At 41.3% G+C, this 20,126-nt stretch carries 8 protein-coding genes and 3 pseudogenes; 2 read left to right on the top strand and 9 right to left on the bottom strand.

The window, feature by feature from the left end; genetic code table 11:
• Positions 1–240: 240 nt before the first annotated feature.
• From DXA15_RS11020 to DXA15_RS10980, 9 genes and pseudogenes are all read right to left on the bottom strand, one after another.
• Entirely contained in the window at positions 241–1,827 is a 1,587-nt protein-coding gene (locus DXA15_RS11020; protein WP_128134046.1) for a RagB/SusD family nutrient uptake outer membrane protein, read from the bottom strand.
• Positions 1,828–1,849: 22 nt separating this feature from the next.
• Positions 1,850–5,148, bottom strand: a pseudogene (locus DXA15_RS11015) (SusC/RagA family TonB-linked outer membrane protein).
• 112 nt (positions 5,149–5,260) lie between these two features.
• Positions 5,261–6,475, bottom strand: coding sequence for a FecR family protein (locus DXA15_RS11010; RefSeq protein ID WP_128134045.1), 1,215 nt, complete (start codon positions 6,473–6,475; stop codon positions 5,261–5,263).
• 93 nt (positions 6,476–6,568) lie between these two features.
• Entirely contained in the window at positions 6,569–7,153 is a 585-nt protein-coding gene (locus tag DXA15_RS11005; protein WP_128134044.1) for an RNA polymerase sigma factor, read from the bottom strand.
• Between the two features lie 244 nt (positions 7,154–7,397).
• Positions 7,398–8,762: an alpha-L-fucosidase gene (locus DXA15_RS11000; protein WP_128134043.1), complete on the bottom strand. Its 1,365-nt coding sequence runs from the start codon at positions 8,760–8,762 to the stop codon at positions 7,398–7,400.
• An 83-nt stretch (positions 8,763–8,845) separates the two neighbouring features.
• On the bottom strand, positions 8,846–10,474 hold the full coding sequence (locus tag DXA15_RS10995; protein ID WP_128134042.1) for a RagB/SusD family nutrient uptake outer membrane protein: 1,629 nt from the start codon (positions 10,472–10,474) through the stop codon (positions 8,846–8,848).
• A 37-nt stretch (positions 10,475–10,511) separates the two neighbouring features.
• Complete coding sequence (locus tag DXA15_RS10990) at positions 10,512–13,895, bottom strand: TonB-dependent receptor (protein WP_128134041.1); 3,384 nt, start codon at positions 13,893–13,895, stop codon at positions 10,512–10,514.
• A 218-nt stretch (positions 13,896–14,113) separates the two neighbouring features.
• A complete protein-coding gene (locus DXA15_RS10985; RefSeq protein WP_128134040.1) occupies positions 14,114–14,782 on the bottom strand; it encodes a FecR family protein in 669 nt (222 codons plus the stop codon).
• A gap of 180 nt (positions 14,783–14,962) precedes the next feature.
• Positions 14,963–15,292, bottom strand: coding sequence for a hypothetical protein (locus DXA15_RS10980; RefSeq protein WP_128134039.1), 330 nt, complete (start codon positions 15,290–15,292; stop codon positions 14,963–14,965).
• Positions 15,293–15,661: 369 nt separating this feature from the next.
• Between DXA15_RS10980 and DXA15_RS10975 the strand changes: the two are divergent.
• Positions 15,662–16,605: pseudogene (locus DXA15_RS10975) on the top strand (FecR family protein).
• Between the two features lie 159 nt (positions 16,606–16,764).
• Positions 16,765–20,123, top strand: a pseudogene (locus DXA15_RS10970) (TonB-dependent receptor).
• The last annotated feature ends 3 nt before the right edge of the window (positions 20,124–20,126 follow it).

Raw genomic sequence — 20,126 nt, 5'->3', positions numbered from 1 at the left:
TGACCTCAAAGGTATGATTTCAAATCGTCGCGCCTAAAAAGTAGTATCTAATAGACTATATTTCAATTATTTCAAAGAACTATTTATCCACTTTTACGGGACAGTAATGATTAAGTATACTAAAAATAGAGTGAATTTGAGAGAGTAAAGAACTGTCCGGGATCACTCCCGGGACAGTTCCCAACAAGGTATAAGCCTTAAAAACAGACTTTTGACTAATACTTTATTTGAAGGAGCAATTCATCGAGTCAGGTTCGAATTCAGCTGGGCATCGGATGCTGGATACGGCAGATATATAGATTTTTCACCCTGCCAGGTTAGAGAAGCCGGTAATTCCACTTTTTCTTTTCGCACAATACCCGGAGCTACTTCGATAGCCGCATTGGCTTTACGTTCATTGAATGTTTGTTCCAGCAATTCCATACGCATCTGATCATCGCGGCGGGTTACCAAAGCGACAAAGTAACCGGCTACTTCCCAACCGTGTTCTTTCAAGGCAGCATTGGCAAATGTTTCTCCATTCATACCTGATTGTAGTGGTTCCAGGCCAGCGCGTTCACGTACCAGGTTTATACATTCGTAAGCCATTGCGTTCGGTGTACCCTCAGCACGTGCTTGTGCTTCGGCATACCATAACAATACTTCCGAATAGCGGATCAGGCGATGGCGATGATCGTTGGTCATTAAAGAAGTATTGGCAGGCTTCGTATAATCGTAATCACCTCCGTCTTCACTGATGGTAAAGGCACAGAACATAGGCTGCTGCTCGGGAATACTTTCGTCCCACCAATCCAGTAACTTTCCACCCTCTTTATTCCCTTCTAGAATCTTCGGGTTATAAGTTGCATCTTTTCTCGGACCGGTAGGGAATTCTTTCCAGAATTTGATTTCGCCCAGTGCATCGCCCCACCCGGTAAGCGATTCGAACAAGTGGCTATTTGTCATTTGTGAATCTTCAGACCATGTTCCTACTGCACTGGAGAAATTGATGCCGACAACTGTTTCATTTGTATAATTATGGCTTGGAGCATATACATATTTGTATTCCGGTTCCAGAATATATTCATATGTTCCGCTATTTACACCATCAATAACAGCTTTTGCCTGTTCTGCTGCTGAAGCATAATATTGTGTCTGTTTTAAAGGCCATCCTGCCATAGCCATATAGACGGCAGCCAGTGTTGCCTGGGCTGCCTGTTTGGTAATGAAGATGTTGGCTCCCTGGAATTTCTGGGGAGGTTTGGAATAGTCGGTCGGAAGTGTAGCAACGCAGTCTTGTAAATCTTTGACAATCTGGTTATATACATCTTGAATATTGGCTAAAGGACGTTCGTAGTTAACTTCGGTGTCCAGAATCAGAGGAATGGCCCCCCAACGACGAACCAGCCAGAAATAATGTACTGCACGCCAATATTTGGCCTGACCTAATGCTATATTTATTTCTTCTTGTGTCGTAGGGGTTTTAGCCCCATTTTCGATGATATAATTGGCAGCCTTGATCACGACGTAAGAGGTAGACCATGCAGCTTCTACCCCCTTATTGGCATCTGAGCCGCGGAATGCATCTACTTCAGCATAAGCTTGTTTATTACTGCCGGGATTAGCGGTTACGTCGTCACCTAACCAGGAAGGAATTGTTGGGTTTGTGTTGGTCTGTGTCAGACAGACATTCTTATACAATGCATAGGTTGCCATTGTTAATTCCTCCTGTGTAGAGAAGAAGGTGCCCGGTGTCAGTTTGCCTTTTGGATCTTCGTCAAGAAAATCACTACATGAGCTTGATAACAAGGCTATGCCTAAGGTATATAATATATATTTCGCTTTCATAATAATTATTCTTTATTTAATATTAGAAATTCATACGAACTCCGAATGTATATGAACGAGTCAACGGATAAGCTCCCAAGTCGATACCGTCGTTTACATCTACACTACCTGTTCCTGTATCCACAAATGAAATACCGGCTGGATCCATTCCTTTATAACTGGTTATAGTGAATAAATTCTGGCAACTGAATGTAAAGCGTAGATCGGCAAATTTGGATACAGCTTTCGGTAGGTTGTATGATAGGCTGATATTATCCAGACGAAAATAATTTGCTGATTCCAAATACTTGGTAGAGGTTGCCGCTGCCTGATAATTATTCCCTTTAACATTTACAGAAGGATAGCGGGCCGATTGTCCTTTTGTATCGAAATTATCATTCAAATACTCTTTTAATGTGATGAAGGCAAAGTCGCCAGTCATGGATGTTCCGGTATAACGTACCATATTAAAACGTTCTGCTCCGAATGAACCGGTAAAGAATACGTTCAAGTCCCAGTTTTTCCAATGCAAGCTATTATTCCAGCCCAAAGTAAAGTCAGGAGTGGCTTTACCGATAAAGGTACGATCTTTACTGTCGATTATACCATCCTTGTTCCGATCGACAAATGAATCATTACCTGCAGCATCCAATCCAGTCCATTCATAGCCATAGAATGCACCGATCGGTTGCCCTACTGTTATACGGGTAACGCCGTCTGTTGAAAACATGCCGCTAGCAATATTTGCTCCCTGGATAAAGTCCAGACCCGCCAGATCTTTTACTTCATTCTTTAGATAAGTGCCGTTGAAGGTCGTGTTCCAACTGAAATCCGAGCCTTCGAAAATATTTGCATTGATAGAAAAGTCAATACCTCGATTACTGATCTCTGCCGCATTCACCCAATAGGAACCTCCACCGTCATAATTCGGAATTGTCCGTTTTAACAGACCGTCTTTTGTTCGTTTGTCAAAATAGTCGAAAGAAACGTTCAATCTGCGATTCAAAATGGAAAAGTCCAAACCTAAGTCGAATTGGTGGGTTGTTTCCCACGATAGATCCGGGGTTGCGACAGTTTGTCCAATCCAATAACCTGTGTAATAGGCATTTCCTCCGAATGCATACATGGCTTGAGACATCAGTCCCAATGTTTCATACGGGTCAATGGCCTGACTGCCGATTAAACCGTAGCTGGCTCGAATTTTGAGGTCTTGTATAATATTCTGATGTTGCATAAAGTCTTCATTACCCATTGACCAGGCGGCAGCAATAGAGGGAAACCAACCCCATTTGTCGTTAAAAAATTTTGATGAACCGTCCGCGCGAATCGTTCCGGTCAGCATATAGCGGTCTTTGTAGTTATACATTATACGGCCTACACCGGACATCAGAGCCCATTTTGAATAATCATTTTTCGCATTGCGGGTACCAGCCATTTCAGCGTTCCACCATCCGACACTTTCGGTCATCAGATTATTTCCGCTGATATCCATATAGCGGTATTCGGATTGTGTAGCTTCATAAACGGCTGTGGCAGTCAAAGCATGGTCACCCCATTTCCCATTATAAGTCAGGTTGTTTGTCGTTTGTAAAGTCATACGATACGCATCATTGTTTCCCATACTGCTTGAACTGGACACCTTTGTTGTTGCGAAAGAGTAATTTTTCACGTCGTTGTAATCAATACCATTACTGGTAGTAAAAGTCAGACCAGGAAGAATGTTGAATTTTAAATCGATATGAGCATTGACGATATCTCTCATCGACTCTCCTATTTGTTCATTAAGCAGACCAACCGGATTTAACTGTGTAATAGCACTGTACGGGTCACGTGTATAAGTACCGTTTTCATTCATGATACCAAGTACCGGTGCATAATTCATTGCGATATTGACAATGTTACCTTTTGCTGCACTGAAATCTGCACTTCTTTTCACATTATGAGAGGCATTCACGTCGGCTGTCAGATGTAACCAGTCTGTCAGCTGCGAAGTGATATTAGCACGTGCTTGGTAGCGTTTGTTTGTATTTTCCTTTACGACACCTTCCTGACCGACATAGTTTCCGGAAACAATGTACTGGATTTTATCGCTACCTCCGGAAAGAGTCAATTTGTAATCCTGTGTGATACCATTTTGAAAGATTTCGTCCAGCCAATCCGTACCGGCTGTTCCGTTCTGGAATGCAGATAACTGTTCCGGAGAGAAGGTATCTTTCCGATATGTGTTATATAATGTAGCAAACTCATACGGGTTGAGTGTTTCGTAACGTTTGGCTACGGTACCGATACCGATCTGTGCATCGAACATAATCTGACGGACATTCGCTTTACCGGTTTTTGTCGTGATCAGAACGACACCATTTGCACCACGGGAACCGTAGATGGCAGTTGAAGACGCATCCTTTAATATCTGCATAGACTGAATGTCTTCCGGATTCAATCCTGTCAGACCACTTTCGCGCACAATACCGTCGATTACATACAACGGATCGTTGCTGCGATTAATAGAGCCGGAGCCGCGAACACGAATCTTAACGGTTCCTCCCGGCACACCGCTGTTTTGTACCTGAACACCCGACACACGACCCTGCAAAGCGTCTGATACCTGAGTGATCGGTTGATCTTTAAATGCTTTATTATCCAAAACGGCTACGGAACCTGCTAAATCGGCTTTACGAACTGTACCGTAACCTACGACAACAACTTCGTCGAGTGACTGGCTGTCTTCCTTCAGCATGATGTTATAGGAAGATTGGCTACCGACTGTAATTTCTTGCGGAAGATAACCGATATAGGAAATTTGCAAAATAGCATTTGTCGGAACATTTTCCAATGTAACTTCCCATCCAGATCACTGATTGTTCCGTTTGTAGTTCCTTTGATAACAATATTAGCGCCGGTAACCGGTCCCATGTTATCTCTTACGATACCTGAAATTGTACGAGTGTCTTTCTGTTTTGTTTCAGTGTTTACAGGTGTCTCTTTTGGGGAAATGATTATCTGACGGTCAGATATGGAGTAATTATTTTTCGGTACGGAAAATAATTGATTAAGGATAGTATCTATTTTCTGATCTTTTACATTTATAGATACTTTACGGTTCAGATCAATTGACTTGTCTAGGTAAAAGAAGATAAACTCGCTGTTGTTTTCTATTTCATTAATAACTTCTTTAACCGTTTTGTTTTCGTAGTTCATGGTGAATGATGTCTCTTGAGAATATATCTCTGAGGCAAAACATGATCCTGCTGTTAAAAACGCAAAAAGTAAAAAAAACTTCATGACACGTATTAGTCTTTTGGATTGGGTTTTCCTTTGAGTAAACCTGGTGTTCTCATTCATGTTGTGTAACGATTTAAGTTTATAATACGGTTTAATGCATGTAAATTATTAGTGAGGGGAAATTTCTAAAATTTTATCCCTCTAAATCTAAGGTCCCATAATTTTGTGAGTTTTAATGTTTGACAATAATATAAATCTGTTCGCCTGTTTGCTCGACTTTGATCGGGGCGGCATTCTGAAGTGCACTGAGTACTTTCTCGGGGGTTTCCTTCAAATCCAGTTTTCCGCTACAAGTGAGTTCACTGACTTTTTCGTCCCAATGGATTTTAATCCCATAGTATTTGCAGAGCTTCTCAAGAACAACATCCAGCTTCTGGTGATTGAACTGATAATATCCGTCTTTCCAGGCAACATAATCTTGTGTGTTTACGTGGTACACGGATTCTTCATCACTCTTGTTGTCATATAGGAACAACTGATTAGGACTTAATGTATTTTTCCTTTTTCCTTTTGTTTCTATTTCAACTTTTCCTTTTACCAGTACAACATGACTGCTTGTTTCATTATCGTAGGCAGAGACACAAAACTGGGTTCCCAGGTCTCTGACCTCCATTTTTCTGGTTTTTACGATAAAAGGTCTTTTTTCATCGTGTACAATGTCCAGATAAATTTCTCCCTCTACGAATATTTCCCGGCTGTCGGCGGTAAATTGAGCGGGATAAATCACTTTTGAACCAGCGTTCACCCACATTTTACTTCCATCTGTGAATGTAATGGAAGAACGTTTTCCTATCGGGACAATTAATTGATTGAACGATTGAACTTTTTCTTCTTTTATATCTTCTTTTTCAATGTTTACTTCTTCCGAGTTTACATTGATATTTCCTTCCTTTGTATATTCCAACCGGGTGTCTTTCCCTTCAATAGATATCTTTTTTTCTTTTGAAAGGATCAGCTGAACGTTCTCCGACGGATTGTCGGTTTGCGGAATGGTACTTATCATAGCTTCATAATCGATCGCTTGTTCCTGATTGTATAAAGTATGCCATCCATAAGCGGAGATTATCAGCAAGGAGGCTGCTACAGAAACCGCTATTTTCAGGAAATGAATCTTCTTTGTGTGTTTATCGTATAACGTATTGGCTGTTTGTATACGTTTCCATAATTCTTTTTCATCGTCGACCGATAGAGCTGAATTGTAGGATATCCTTTTGATACTTTTTAAGAAAAAACGAGCAGATTCTATCTCTTCAGCAAGAGCGTTGTCAGCTTGCTGAAGTTTATGCCAGAACTTTCGGTCTTTTTCTGTCGGATATAATTCCGATAGCAGGAAATAATCGTCGTTCAGTAACTCGTCTGCTTTATATTTTGTATAATCTTTTCTCATTTATATCAAGAAGGATTTTATATAAGGAGACGTTGTTACCTATTTTATACTCACTAAAGAGAATTTTTTTTGAAAGAGTCGTTTTTTGTTGTACTATTTCATTGATAGGTAAAGTAATAAAAGGAATAATCCGGTAGAACTATAATTTTGTCTGATTTTTTTTAATGATCGTTGTATCAGGTTTTGTGCAGACTGATAATTCATATCCATTAATATACATATCTCTTCCATGCTCATTTCTTGAATAAACCGATAGTATATGATCTCTTTTTGGCGGGGAGTCAGTATGGAGAGAATCTCTTTGACTTTCTTTTGCTGATTTTTGTATTGTTCATTATTGATGAACTCGTCTTCCACTGTGGGTTCGAGTAAGAACGGAACTTGTTCCATCGTACTTCTTTCGTAGATTGATTCTTTATAAAGAGCACGTAATACACAGTTCTTTATGGTAACAAACAAATATACTTTAATATTATCGGGAACGATGAGACGCTCTCTGTTTTTATACAGTTGAGTAAAAACTTCCTGTATGCAATCTTTTATTAGTTCAGGGTTTGAGGTAAAACGAAGGCTGTACTGATATAAGGTTTGTACATACTCATTATACAACCAACTATACGAGTCGTTATCCCCTGCGATAAACTGGCTCCATTTTATTTTAGTCTCATTATCCTGCATATTGCTGTTTTGACATACAAATATAAAACAAATAAAATATAATCAAAACGTTTGATTTATGGATAAGTCAACTTCTTTCCAAAAATTCGTCCTATCCTTATTTTAGATAGAGGTAGGTGTAAATCAATTTAGACGTACCTCTAAATCAATTTACACCTACCTCTAATTTCAATTAGACGTACCTCTTTTGGAAAAGACTTTTTGATGAAGTCAGGAAATGTCCGTTATTTTCCGGGTAGGTCGTTCAGATGGTTTCAAAAACTGAAAAGTTCATGATCAGGGGATCAGCTTTTGATTCGTCTACAACTAATTTGATTGCATCGAGCGTTTGTGCTTCAAACCTGTTTATATGTTTATGGCCGATGCAGGTACCCGAAGAAAGGTCAATCCATTCATTATTCTTTTTACCTTTCAGGGTATATTTCAGAACCCGTTCTCCTTTTGAGATATCTTCCTGCAGGATGACACGGTTGATGCTGACCGGCTTGTCGAAAGAAATGACAAATTCCGATCCGGTGCCCGATGTTTGTTGCAGCGGATTACCATATTGGCGTGTAATCTCTTTGCCCAGCGCTTCCACCTGGCGGACATCGGCATCCGGAATAAGTCCCCTGTCGTCGATAACTAATCCCAACAGCATATTTGTGTTTCTTCCTACACTGGTTTCATATTTTGTCAGCAGTTCAGGGAGAGTGAACATCATGCTGTCCTGTCCGGCCGTCCAGAACCAGCCTCCCTGGAAGGAACGGTTCCAGCGCAGGGTGAAATCTGATTCCCCCGGACACCAGAACGGAGCGAAAGGATCGCCGTTCAAGCCATTTATGACACGCGTGCCGTCGGCATTGGTTGTCGAATCGGCAGTAGACCAGCACGGATAAGGGGCGACGCCTTCCTCATTGCCTACCCATCTGATCAGGTTTGGATGACCGTACGGACCCTGGAAAGCGATGGCATTGGGTTGTAGTTTCTGTACCAGGGATAGTACGTCTGCACCGCCCTGGTCTTTGGAAAGCACGCCGCCATCAAACCATATTTCAAATAATTCCCCGTAATTGCTCCATAACTCAGTCAATTGCTGAGTCACAATTTTGTTGTATTCTTCCTGAGTGACCGGACTGCCTTCCTGGACAACGCCGGGATTGTCTACATACAGATAACCGTTTGCCGTTGTGCTGGCATAGATTCCCGGTTTGATATTATACTTTTTACAGGAAGCGATAAAATCGGCAACAATATCACCTTCGCCGTTTTTCCAGGGAGATTGTTTGATACTGTAGTCGTGTGCCTCTGTAGGCCACAGGCTGAACCCACTGCAATGCTTGGCTACAAGTACGGCATATTTGGCTCCTAGTTTGTGCGCGGTTTCCAGCCATTGGTCGGTATTTAATTCTGTCGGATTAAAGATGGAAGCATTCGGGTGCGTGCCCCAATTTCTAAAGTTATAGTCCGGTTGGTAAACCGGCATGTCAAAATGGATCAATACACCCATTTCTGCTTCAGCCCAAGCCTGCTGGCGGGCATTCGGGGTAACAACTGTTGTTGTTTCGTTTGAAGAACAGGATATAAGAACCGACAGGGCTGCTAGTAATCCTGCAAATGTTTTTTTCATGATGAACTTATATTTTACGATGCAAGTATAATAAAAAAAGATGTAGGAGCGAAATCTTTCTCGCTCCTACAAATGAGGTCATTTTAATTAGCCCAACCCGGATTTTGAGGTAATAAGTTCGGATTGTAAGTAAATTCGTCGGTTGGTATCGGATACAGGTATAAACGATCGTACCATGTGCGGGTCATACCCGGATAAACAACACGGTATTCACCTGTTGCCGGATCGCGCGGACCTAAATAAGTTTTTATGTTTTCCAGTAACTTCCCTGCTTTCCATCTGCACAAGTCATTCCAACGGAGGCCTTCGCAAGCCAGTTCTACACGACGTTCGCGACGAATTTCGTTTAATAGCGGAGAGATGGGAACTTCCCATTTCGGCCAGTTCGGATCGGTAAATCCTACATCTGTAGTCAGATGTTTCATGCCTACACGGTCACGCAGTTTATTGATCGTTTTGTCCAGAACCGCCTGGTCGCATTCACCCAATTCGGCTTTTGCTTCGGCATAATTCAGAAGAACTTCACCGTATCGGTAGATCAGGTCATCCAGCGTACATTTAATATATTCGTTATCTTCCGCTAACGGAGAATACATTTTGTATAAGCGGTAGCCTGTATTTGAGAGATTACTGAATACCGGAGAATTTTCATATTCTTCAGAACCATCTGCCAATATAGCTATAGGACGTTCTGGTGTGTATATACATTGTTTCAAACGCGGGTCACGATTTTCAAACTCATCAGTGAATTTTACGTCACCTTTATACCGGTCGCTTAAAGCAATAGGTTTACCATCATCGCATAAGAATGATTCTACAAAGTCTTTGGTCATACCAGTATATGACTCGCGGACTGTACGAGGTCTGTTATTCATGCGTTTATCTGTCACATAGGCAGCAAAAAAGATTGCTTCCTTATTGTTTGAATAATCTTGTTGGTTGAACAGTGCATGATAGTCGTCTTCAATATTACCGGTAGAGTAAACAGTAAAATTACCACTATTGATAATTTTTTCGGCAGCATCTACACTAATACGTAGATACTTATCTGCATTTTCAAGATTTCTGTATTTTCTCCAGGTTCCTTCAAACAGACATACCCTGGATTTCAGAGTCAATGCAGCATATTTACTTAGACGTGAGTCTTGCATTGTTTCCGGCAACCATTCGCTGGCTTTGTCCAGGCAAGCACAGATAGAGTCGATAACAGCTCCGCGATCATTACGTGGATTGTATAGCTCTTCGGAAGAAGTAGTCAGGTCTGTTGTCAACCAGGGTACATCACCGAATCGAAGAACTTTTTCGTAATAGAACTTGGCTTTAAAGAAGTAAATCTCCCCTACATACTGGTTGATCTTTTCAGCATTCCCCTCAACGGTATGATAACGGCTCAAAAAATAATTACAACTTCTGATATTAGCCCAGTCGCCTTTAGCCCAACCCCCTCCGGCTGTAGGGATGGTGTAATCGCTCCAAACAAAATTATCCTTAGATTGAGGTGCCTGATTGTCTGAGGCATTGTCACTGTTATATATACCGGTATTATCCAGTGTTGTATAGAACTGGTTGGCAAAGTTTTTCAAGTCGCTTTCTGTCTTCCAATAAGTCTCGTCGTTGATCTTATCTTCCGGATACAAGTCCATAAAGTCGTTATTACATGCGGAAAATCCAAGTAATAAAGACATGCTTGCTATATAATATACTTTTTTCATTCTGTTCTTAATTTTAATTATTCTACAATGTTTCATCTTAGAATGTCAGGTTAGCACCAAAAGAGAATGACCGGATAAATGGATAAGCATTTACTGTAGCCAATTCAGGATCGAAAGTGTCAGGCATTCCGGAGAATTCAAACAAGTTGTCTGCATTGAAGTAAACTCTCAGCTTGGAGATTTTAGCCTTTTCCGTGATATATTTAGGAATAGTATAACCAAGAGCGAGCTGTTTACAACGGATATAAGCACCATTCAACATGAAACGGGTCTGGTTTTCATTTACAGCAGAACCGTTCATACGGGCACGTGGAAAGAACGCATCGCGGTTGTCTTCTCTCCAATAGTCATAATTCATCTTTTGGGGAACAGACCACTCAGATGTATAATGAGACAGATAGAATGTCTTTGACGGTATAATATCACGTTTCATAGTGCCCTGGAAGAATAACGTGAAATCGAAGCCCTTATACTCGGCTGTACCACGGATACCGAAGTTATAACGCGGTGTTTCATTACCGATGATCTTCAGGTCACCTGAGTTGTTGACCGTGTTTTCGCCTCTTGTAACCTCTCCGTCACCATTCAGGTCGGCAAATTTGATATCACCGGCATATTGCGTATAACCGACTATTTTTGACTGGTTCCATGAAGAGGCTTCTTCGTCAGACTGGAATAAACCATCTGTTACGAATCCCCAGATTTCACCCAGCTTTTTACCTTCATAATAATTGTCAGACAAGTTTTTTGTCGGATTATCATATTTGGTGATTTCAGCCTGATAGTCTGATAAAGATAGCGTCGCGCTATAGGCCAAACCATTCTGTAAGGCCGATTTCCAGGTTAAAGCTACTTCCCATCCACTGGTTCTCAAATCGGCAGCATTCATCTGAGGTTCAGAAACACCTAAAATGGAAGGTAATGTTTTTGATTTTGTCAACATGTCTTCTGTTGTTCGAACGTAATAGTCGAATTCTCCGGTCAGCTTGCTGTCAAACATAGAGAAGTTAAAACCTAAGTCCCATTGTTTAACTGTTTCCCAGGTTAGCTGGTCGCTTACCAATCCCGGAGCATATACACCCATCTGTTTTTCACCGCTAAACAGGTAGCCTACTTCACCTGTGGTATAGGTAGAAATATAGGGATAATACATGTCATTACCACCTTGCAGTAATACCTGATTTCCTAAAGCTCCGTAAGAACCTCTGATCTTGAAGTCATTTACGATATGGGCGATCGGTTTCCAGAATTTTTCCTGTGAAAGTCTCCAACCCAATGAGAATGTCGGGAAGAATGCAAAGCGGTCATCTTTCGGGAAACGTGAAGAACCGTCGTAACGGCCATTTACCTGTACCAGATATTTGTCGTCGTAAGCATAGAACAGACGGAAGAAAGCACCACGGATGGCCCACTGGTTCATATAATCACTGGTTGAGCGGTCGCCGGTTGCCAGGTTCAGGAATGGAATATCGTTGGCGATCAGATTGTTTCTGCTCAGACTCACACCTTTATAAGTCGCATTTTCCTGGTTGAAACCGATCATTCCTTCCAAAGCATGTACTTTGTTGATTTTTTTCTTATAGGTAGCATATGCATTGAATACGTCGTACTGCGATTCTCTTTTGTTATAAGAGACCTGATTCGGAGATGTATGCGGGAAGATTGAACCCTGATTTCCATCAGCGTCATAGTCGATGTATTCGCGTACATGGTTCTTGAAAGAATAGTTATAGTAGTTATATGTATAATCGAAGTTGATTTCCAATCCTTCGAACGGGTTCAGTTTAGCGAATGCCGTTGCATACATATTATTGTTTCTCATTTCGGCAGAACCACCTTGTGATAACCAGGCTGCCTGATTCGTAAAGTAACCGTCGCCACAGTAACCGGCAAAATGTCCGTCCGGATGATAAACCGGCATCAGGGGACGGCTGTCGCCCGGAATCGTAGCTCCCAAAGAGTTGCTACCATATTTATTTTGTGGACCGGTATTCATTTTTACCATTGACAGAGTTGCTCTCAAGCCAACCTGCAACCAGTTGTTCACCTTGTAGTTTACGTGTTGCAATACATTGAAACGTTTGTAATCTTCGTCTGTCCATTTAGAGATACCGTCCTGCTGGAACATACCGGCCGATGTCATATATTTGGCTGTTTCGCTACCGCCTTGTACACTGATGTTGTACTGTTGCATCGGATAACTTTTCTTATTCAAGGCTTCATACCAGTCGGTATTGCCACAATAACGGTATTTACTGGCTGCATCGTCCGGATGATGGAATACCGAAAGATTATTGACCGGGTCATTGTAATAATTTCTGACATGCTCCATAGTAATGTCATCGAAATAGTTACTACCGTTGCTTGTTGTGTTGGCATCATTCATCCATTGTGTATATTCCATGGAGTTCATATAATTGGCATGAACGGTCGGAACGTTGATGGAATAGTTTGCACTCAGTGAAACAACCGGTTTTTGTGATACGAAACCTGTCTTAGTGGTGATCAGGATTACACCGAAAGCGGCACGTGCGCCATAGATAGACGCGGAAGCCGCATCTTTCAATACGGTTACATCCTTTACGTCCTGCGGGTTAATCAGGTTCGGGTCCATTTCGATACCGTCCACCAGTACCAGCGGACCTCCGCCGGATAAGTTTGTCGTACCACGAATATTGAAGGAAGAACCTGTTCCCGGCGCACCGCTGGAAGAAGTGATATTCAAGTTGGCGATTGCGCCCTGCAAACCGGCTCCCAGGTTGGTCAACGGGCGGTCTTCGATCACTTCCGAACCGACGGTTGCCACAGAACCTGTCAAGTCTGCTTTTTTCATGGTACCGTATCCTACGACAACGACTTCTTCCAATGTCTCGGAGTCTTCCTGTAAGATGATTTCCATTCTTCTTCCGGCGTTAGCTTTCACTTCTTCTCTGACATAGCCGATGAAAGTGATTACCAGCGTAGAGCCTGATTTTGCGTTAATAGAGAAATTCCCTTCTACGTCCGTTGTAGTTCCGTTGGTTGTCCCTTTTTCGACAATGTTGGCACCGATAACGGGGTCTCCATTGGTGTCGATTACTTTACCTCTGATTGTACTACTTTGTTGCGGAGCGGCAGCCATAGTCTGTTTGCCAAGTACGATATGGTTTCCTTCTACAGAATATGTGATACCCGAATCAGCCAACAATTCTTCCAGTACTTTGGAGACAGGCTGGTTTTTAGCCTTTAACGACACCTTCTTGTTTACGTTTACCTGGTTGTTGTAGATAAACAGGTAATCAGTCTGGTGCTCTATCTCGTTCAGTACTGTTTCCAGTTGAACATTTTTCTTGTTAATACTGACCCTCGCATTTTGTGAATGTGTATTTTCTGCAAAAGTGCAGAACACACATACTAAGAGCAGGAATGTCGTGATTCTCATAATTCTGAAAATTTTTAAGGGTCGCGGTGCCCGATAATTACACCTCGACAAAGTGTTTTCTTTCATACTTTGTTGTGATTTGAAATTAATAAATTAATAATTTAGTTTGTGTTAATTGGATGTCTGCCGGCTATTGCCCCCCAGCTTTCACCGGCATTACGGTTAACAAATTTTTTATCCCATAAGCATTTTAATTTAGGTGAAACATATTGTTAAAATCATTTGATATAAATAATGTGATTGTCGTCATCCCGTTCATAGGCAAACTTTATATCTTTTTGTAAAACCCTCAATGCATAATCAACGCCGTCGGTTTGTCTGAACTTTCCTGTATACAAGTATTTTTGTACTTGTTTATTTGTGATATAGATGTTTATCCCATAGTATTTCTCAAAATCTTTCATGATCGATGCAAATGTCTCGTTCTTGAAACAGATCAGGCCTTCCCGCCAGCGGTAAGGCGTATAATCGTCTACCGGTTTCACCCGCAGTTTGCCTTCATATAGATAGGCTTTATTATTGGGGGTGAGCATCAGGCTTTCGTTTGCATCGGTCAGGGAAGAAATCCTCACACTTCCTTCCATCAGGGTTGTTTCAAATATTTCTGTTTCCGAATAAGAATCGACATCGAATTTAGTACCCAATACCTCTACGTTATAATTATTTGTTTGCACGATGAACGGTTTGTTTTTATCTTTTGTCACATCGAAATAGGCTTCGCCGTCCAGTTTTACCAGACGTTCCTTTTCGTTAAAGGTGATTGGGTATTGAATGGTAGTCCGTGCGTTCAACCAGACATTTGTTCCGTCTGCTAATGTAATATTGATGCGTTGTCCTGCCGGGACAGTGATTGTTTGCAATGCTATCGGAGTCTGTTCCGTTTGCATTTGCCGGTAGATAAAACTCCCGCCAAGCGTAAGGGCGATGACAGCAGCTATTTTGATTAACTCAGTTCTAAGAGAACTAAGGTTTATCTATTTCTCTAGAAAGAGTTTTAATATTTCTTTGGAAGGATTCAAAAACAAGTCCGGCAGGATAAAAAAAGAAATAAAATGTAAAGTATCATTTTATTTCAGCTCTATTGGGCGGATCGGATTTCTACCGCAGAAAGTTTCTTTCGCTAAAATTCCCCACTGTTTTTGTTTATGTGGGGAATTTTCCCCGCTACAAAGGGGAATAATCCCCACTGCAATGGGGTGAGAGTTAGGCTTCGCAAACAAATCTAGAAAGATTTGAGCTATCAGTTTAGTGACTGGTTGTAACTGGCTCCCTTCTTGAGAGGGGGCAGGGGGTGTGTTAAAGCCAGTCAATAAAACAAGCCTTGTTACAGGTTTATTTGCCGTCTGCTTCAGCTGACGGATAAGTAAAGAATCTATCTCATTGGACTTTAGTCCCATCTCTTACAGTTTTCTATCTAAGAGACATGTGGCTGAAGCCAAAAGAGAGAAACAACTTGTAAACCGTCAGCTGAAGCAGACGGCAAATGAACTTGCAATAGTCAAGTGACTCTGATTAGGATGGTTGTATAGGTGGGAATATGACACACCCCCTTCCCCCTCTCGAGAGGGGAGCCAGTTACAACCAGTCACTTAAATAGATAGCTCAAATTTGATAAAATCAGAGCTGTTTCTGTCTTTATTGACACCACTGGAGACAATATCATATAAAGGAAAAATTGAGTTTGTAATATTTTTTTTGTATTTTTACTAGGGATATGCAAGTGTGAACTGCTATTAATATAGAAGGGTAATCCTAAACGACATAAAATGAACAAAGATATATTATATAAATTTTTTGAAGGCAACGCATCATTCGAGGAGGAAGCGGCTGTAAAACAGTGGATGGAAGAGTCTGCTGAGAACCGCCTGGCCTTTTTGAAAGAACGGAAATTGTTTGATGCCATGTTGCTTTTGGGGAATGAAGAAATAATTAAGAACGGAAAGAAAAGATTTTCTATAAACCTTAGTTCTCTTAGAACTGAGTTAATCAAAATAGCTGCAGTTGTCGCAATCACTTTGGGAGGAAGTTATTTTTATTATCAGTCTTCGTTGGAAAAAGAATTGATGGCGATGCAGACAATCACTGTCCCGGCAGGCCAACGTATTAATATCACATTGGTCGATGGCACAAATGTCTGGCTAAATGCCAGGACTTCACTGTCATATCCGGTGAAATTCGGTAAAAATAATCGTCAGGTGGTCTTGGATGGCGAAGCTATTTCGATGTGACAAAAGATAAAAGCAAACCGTTCATCGTGCAAACGGATAATTATAACGTAGAGGTATTGGGTACCAAATTTGATGTAAATGCCTATTCAGAAACAGGCGAGTTTGAAACAACGTTAATGTCGGGTAGCGTAAAGGTAGCTTCAGCAAGCGACTCCACACAAAAAATAACTCTGAAACCGAACAATAAGGTTTATCTGCAAGATGGAAAATTGCATGTAACCGCTGTGGATGACTATAATCCTTACCGATGGAAAGAAGGTTTGATTTGTTTTAAGAATGAAACGTTTACATCCATTATGAAAGATTTTGAAAAATACTATGGATTAACAATTCAGGTGAAAAACAAGAATGTCTTTAAATACGTTTACACAGGTAAATTCCGACAGACAGACGGTATCGATTATGCGCTGAGGGTATTGCAGAAGGATATAAAGTTTACTTATCAGCGGGATGACGAGAACCAGATAATTTATATAGAATAAGATTGTAATAATGATATTATTAACTTTAAAAGAATGCTTATGAATAATATACATGATCACTAGCTGAAAAATGCCGGCAAACGCTGGGGGGCAATTACCGGCATTCAATCAACACAATTCAATTAAAAACTGTATTAACTTCAAATCATCAACAAAGGTATGAAAAAAAACTCTTTGTCGGGTAGGTATTATCCTAAAAGCCCGAAACTTAAACAAATCTTTAGAATTATGCGAATCACCACGTTCTTACTTTTAGTATGTGTGTTCTGCTCTTTCGCAGAAAATACACATTCACAAAATGCCCGGGTGAGTATTAGTAAACGTAATGCCCAACTGGACGAAGTATTAGGCGAAATCGAAAAACAGACCGATTATCTGTTTATCTATAATAATCAGGTAGATGTGAACCGTAAGGTCTCTGTCAAAGTTAAAAATGAGCCGGTATCGGCAGTCCTTAAAAATATCCTGAAGAATTCGGAAATCGATTTTGATATGGAAGGTACGCATATCGTACTAACCAAAGTAACAGGAAAAACGGATGCTGAAATCCAGCAACAGGCAAAAAAAATCGATGGAACGATACTCGATTCAAACGGCGAACCGGTTATCGGGGCGAATGTAGTTGTGAAAGGAACTACCAACGGAACGGTTACAGATATAAATGGCGAGTTTTCAATTGAAGCGGAAGCTGGCTCTATATTGAATATTTCTTATATTGGTTATTTGACAAAAGAAATACCGGTAGGAAATGAAACGAATATCCGTGTGGTATTGGTGGAAGATTCCAAAGCACTGGATGAAATTGTCGTAATCGGATACGGTACACAGAAGAAAGCCGACCTTACCGGTTCCGTGGCAAATATCAGTACCGAGAAGCTGAGTACGCAGAGTAATGTGAATATCGGCCAGGCCCTTCAAGGTAAAATTGCCGGGGTCGATATTGTGTCCCAGGGTGGCGCTCCGGGACAGAGCAGCCGTATCATGGTTCGTGGTATCGGTACCTTGAACAATGCCAGTCCGTTGTATATTGTGGATGGAATGTATATGAGTAGCATGGACCATCTGAATCCGAACGATATTGAAAGTATAGATGTGCTGAAAGATGCTTCTTCTGCTGCCATCTACGGTTCACGTGCTGCCAATGGCGTTATTATTGTTACCACAAAATCCGGTTCCAATACGGAAGGAAAACCGATTATCGATGCTTCGGTAAATGTCGGTGTGCAAACTCCGTCCAAATATCTGGATATGCTGGGTGCGGAAGATTGGGCGCGCCTGACAACCGTTTCCCGTCAGGCTATCGGTGCCAGTCCGCTTGAAATGGCAACCGATATGAAAGAAAGTAATGACTGGCAGGATGAAATGATGGGACCTGCCTGATGCAGAATTATAACCTGACGGTCAGAGGCGGCACAAAGTATTTTACTTATTATACAGGTCTTGGTTATGTCAATCAGGACGGAACAATAAAAGGTACGAATTACCAACGCTATAATGCCCAGTTTAAATCGGAATATAAGCGTGGTTGGTTTACTTTTGGAAACAATGTCGTGTTCAGTTCACAACAGAATAATCCTTTGTACGGTTTTGCACGTGGTGGTTATCTGGGTATTATCCTTCAGTCTATCCCGACTCTTCAAAAATATGATCCGACCAACGAAAAGGGAGGCTATGGTAAAGTGTATGGTGATGCAACCGATATTCCTAATCCGCTGGGTATCCTGGATGAAAACCTGACGCGCAGGACATGGAACGCTTACAATGCTTATATCAACCTGTATGCAGAGGTTAAATTGCCTTTAGGATTTAAATACCGTCTGAATGCAACTCCTGATCTCTCCTTTGAGCGGAATACGTCTTATGAAAATATTTATGATTTCGGTTTGCGTAATAATGCAGTGTCCAACATGACCGAATATCGTTATCAAAAGAATAATTTCCTGATTGAAAATCTGTTGACATTTGATCAGACATTCGGTAAACATAAAATCAGTGCTTTGTTGGGATATTCTTATCAGAATTATCATACCCGTTATATACTGGCTTCCGGTAAGGGGTTGCCTGAAGGAATAACTGAAGTAGGTGCTGCTACACAGGACCGTATGAATGATACATGGTCGAAAGAGAGCGCGTTGACCTCAATCATTTCCCGTGTATTCTATTCATATGATAATCGTTATTTGATTACGGCAACTTATCGCCGGGACGGTTCTTCCAAATTTGCCAAAGAGAATCGATACGGACATTTCCCCTCTGTTTCGGTCGGTTGGAATATCGCAGAAGAACATTTTATGGAACAGTCAAAGGATTGGATGGACCAGTTGAAGTTGAGAGCGGGATATGGTATCCTGGGTAATCAGGAAATTGACGACTATATGTACACCAGTGTTATTACATCCAATATTAATTATCCGGATGGCAACGGCGGTTTGATCAGTGGTGCATTCCCCAAAGATTTTGCGAATCCGGCAATTAAATGGGAAGAAACGGAAATGACCAATATCGGTGTAGATATGGCTTTTATGAACTCACGGTTGATGGTCACGGCTGACTGGTATCGTAAGAATACTAAAGATATTTTGTTGACAGTGCCTATTCCTATCTCGACAGGTGGTGCAAACGATCCCGTCCGTAATGCCGGTAAAATCAAAAATACAGGTGTGGAATGGACTGTGGGTTGGAATGATGCCCCTTCAAAAGATTTTTCTTATGGAATTACCTGGACCGGTAATGCGATGAAAAATGAAGTAGTAGAAATGGGAGATGCCAATCAAGTTATCGAAGGTGGTAAAAACCGTACCAATGTAGCTACAACCCGTACGTTGGCCGGCTATCCGATCGGTGGTTTCTGGTTGATCCCAACAGAAGGTCTGTTCCAGAACCAGGCGGAGATAGATGCATATGTAAAGGATGGTAATTTGATTCAGCCGAATGCAAAACCCGGAGATATCCGTTTCAAGGATTCTAATGGTGACGGAAAAATTACGGATGACGATCGTGTCTATTGCGGCAGTCCGTTCCCGACACTGACTATGGGATTAAATCTGAATGCAAGCTACAAGGGATTTGACCTTTTATTGGGCATGCAGGGTGTTTTTGGCAATAAAGTGTATAATGGAACCCGTTTAGAGTTGGAAGGTGTAAACAAAGGAACGAACTTCCTGGCTTCTACACTCGATTACTGGACTCCGGACAATCCCGGTGCATCGCATCCCCGTTTAGTTTGGGATGATCCGAACCAGAACACCCGGCCCCAGAGTGATCGTTTCCTTGAAAACGGTTCATTCTTCCGTCTGCGTAATGTCCAGTTAGGATATACATTCCCGAATCGTTGGTTCCAGGATAAAATACAAAAACTGCGTGTATATGTGAATGCGGAAAATTTGTTTACAATCACAGGATATAGTGGTTACACTCCTGACATCAATAATGCAGACAATGCAACGTCCCGTGGTTTCGATAATTTTGTTTATCCGACAAACAGAGTATTCATGTTGGGACTTAATCTTACATTCTAAAAA

The organism is Parabacteroides sp. AM58-2XD (genome assembly GCF_003463685.1).
In the GTDB taxonomy this organism is placed as follows: domain Bacteria; phylum Bacteroidota; class Bacteroidia; order Bacteroidales; family Tannerellaceae; genus Parabacteroides; species Parabacteroides segnis.
Note: the sequence above shows the minus strand (reverse complement) of the source record. Positions and strands in the feature narration are given on the sequence as shown.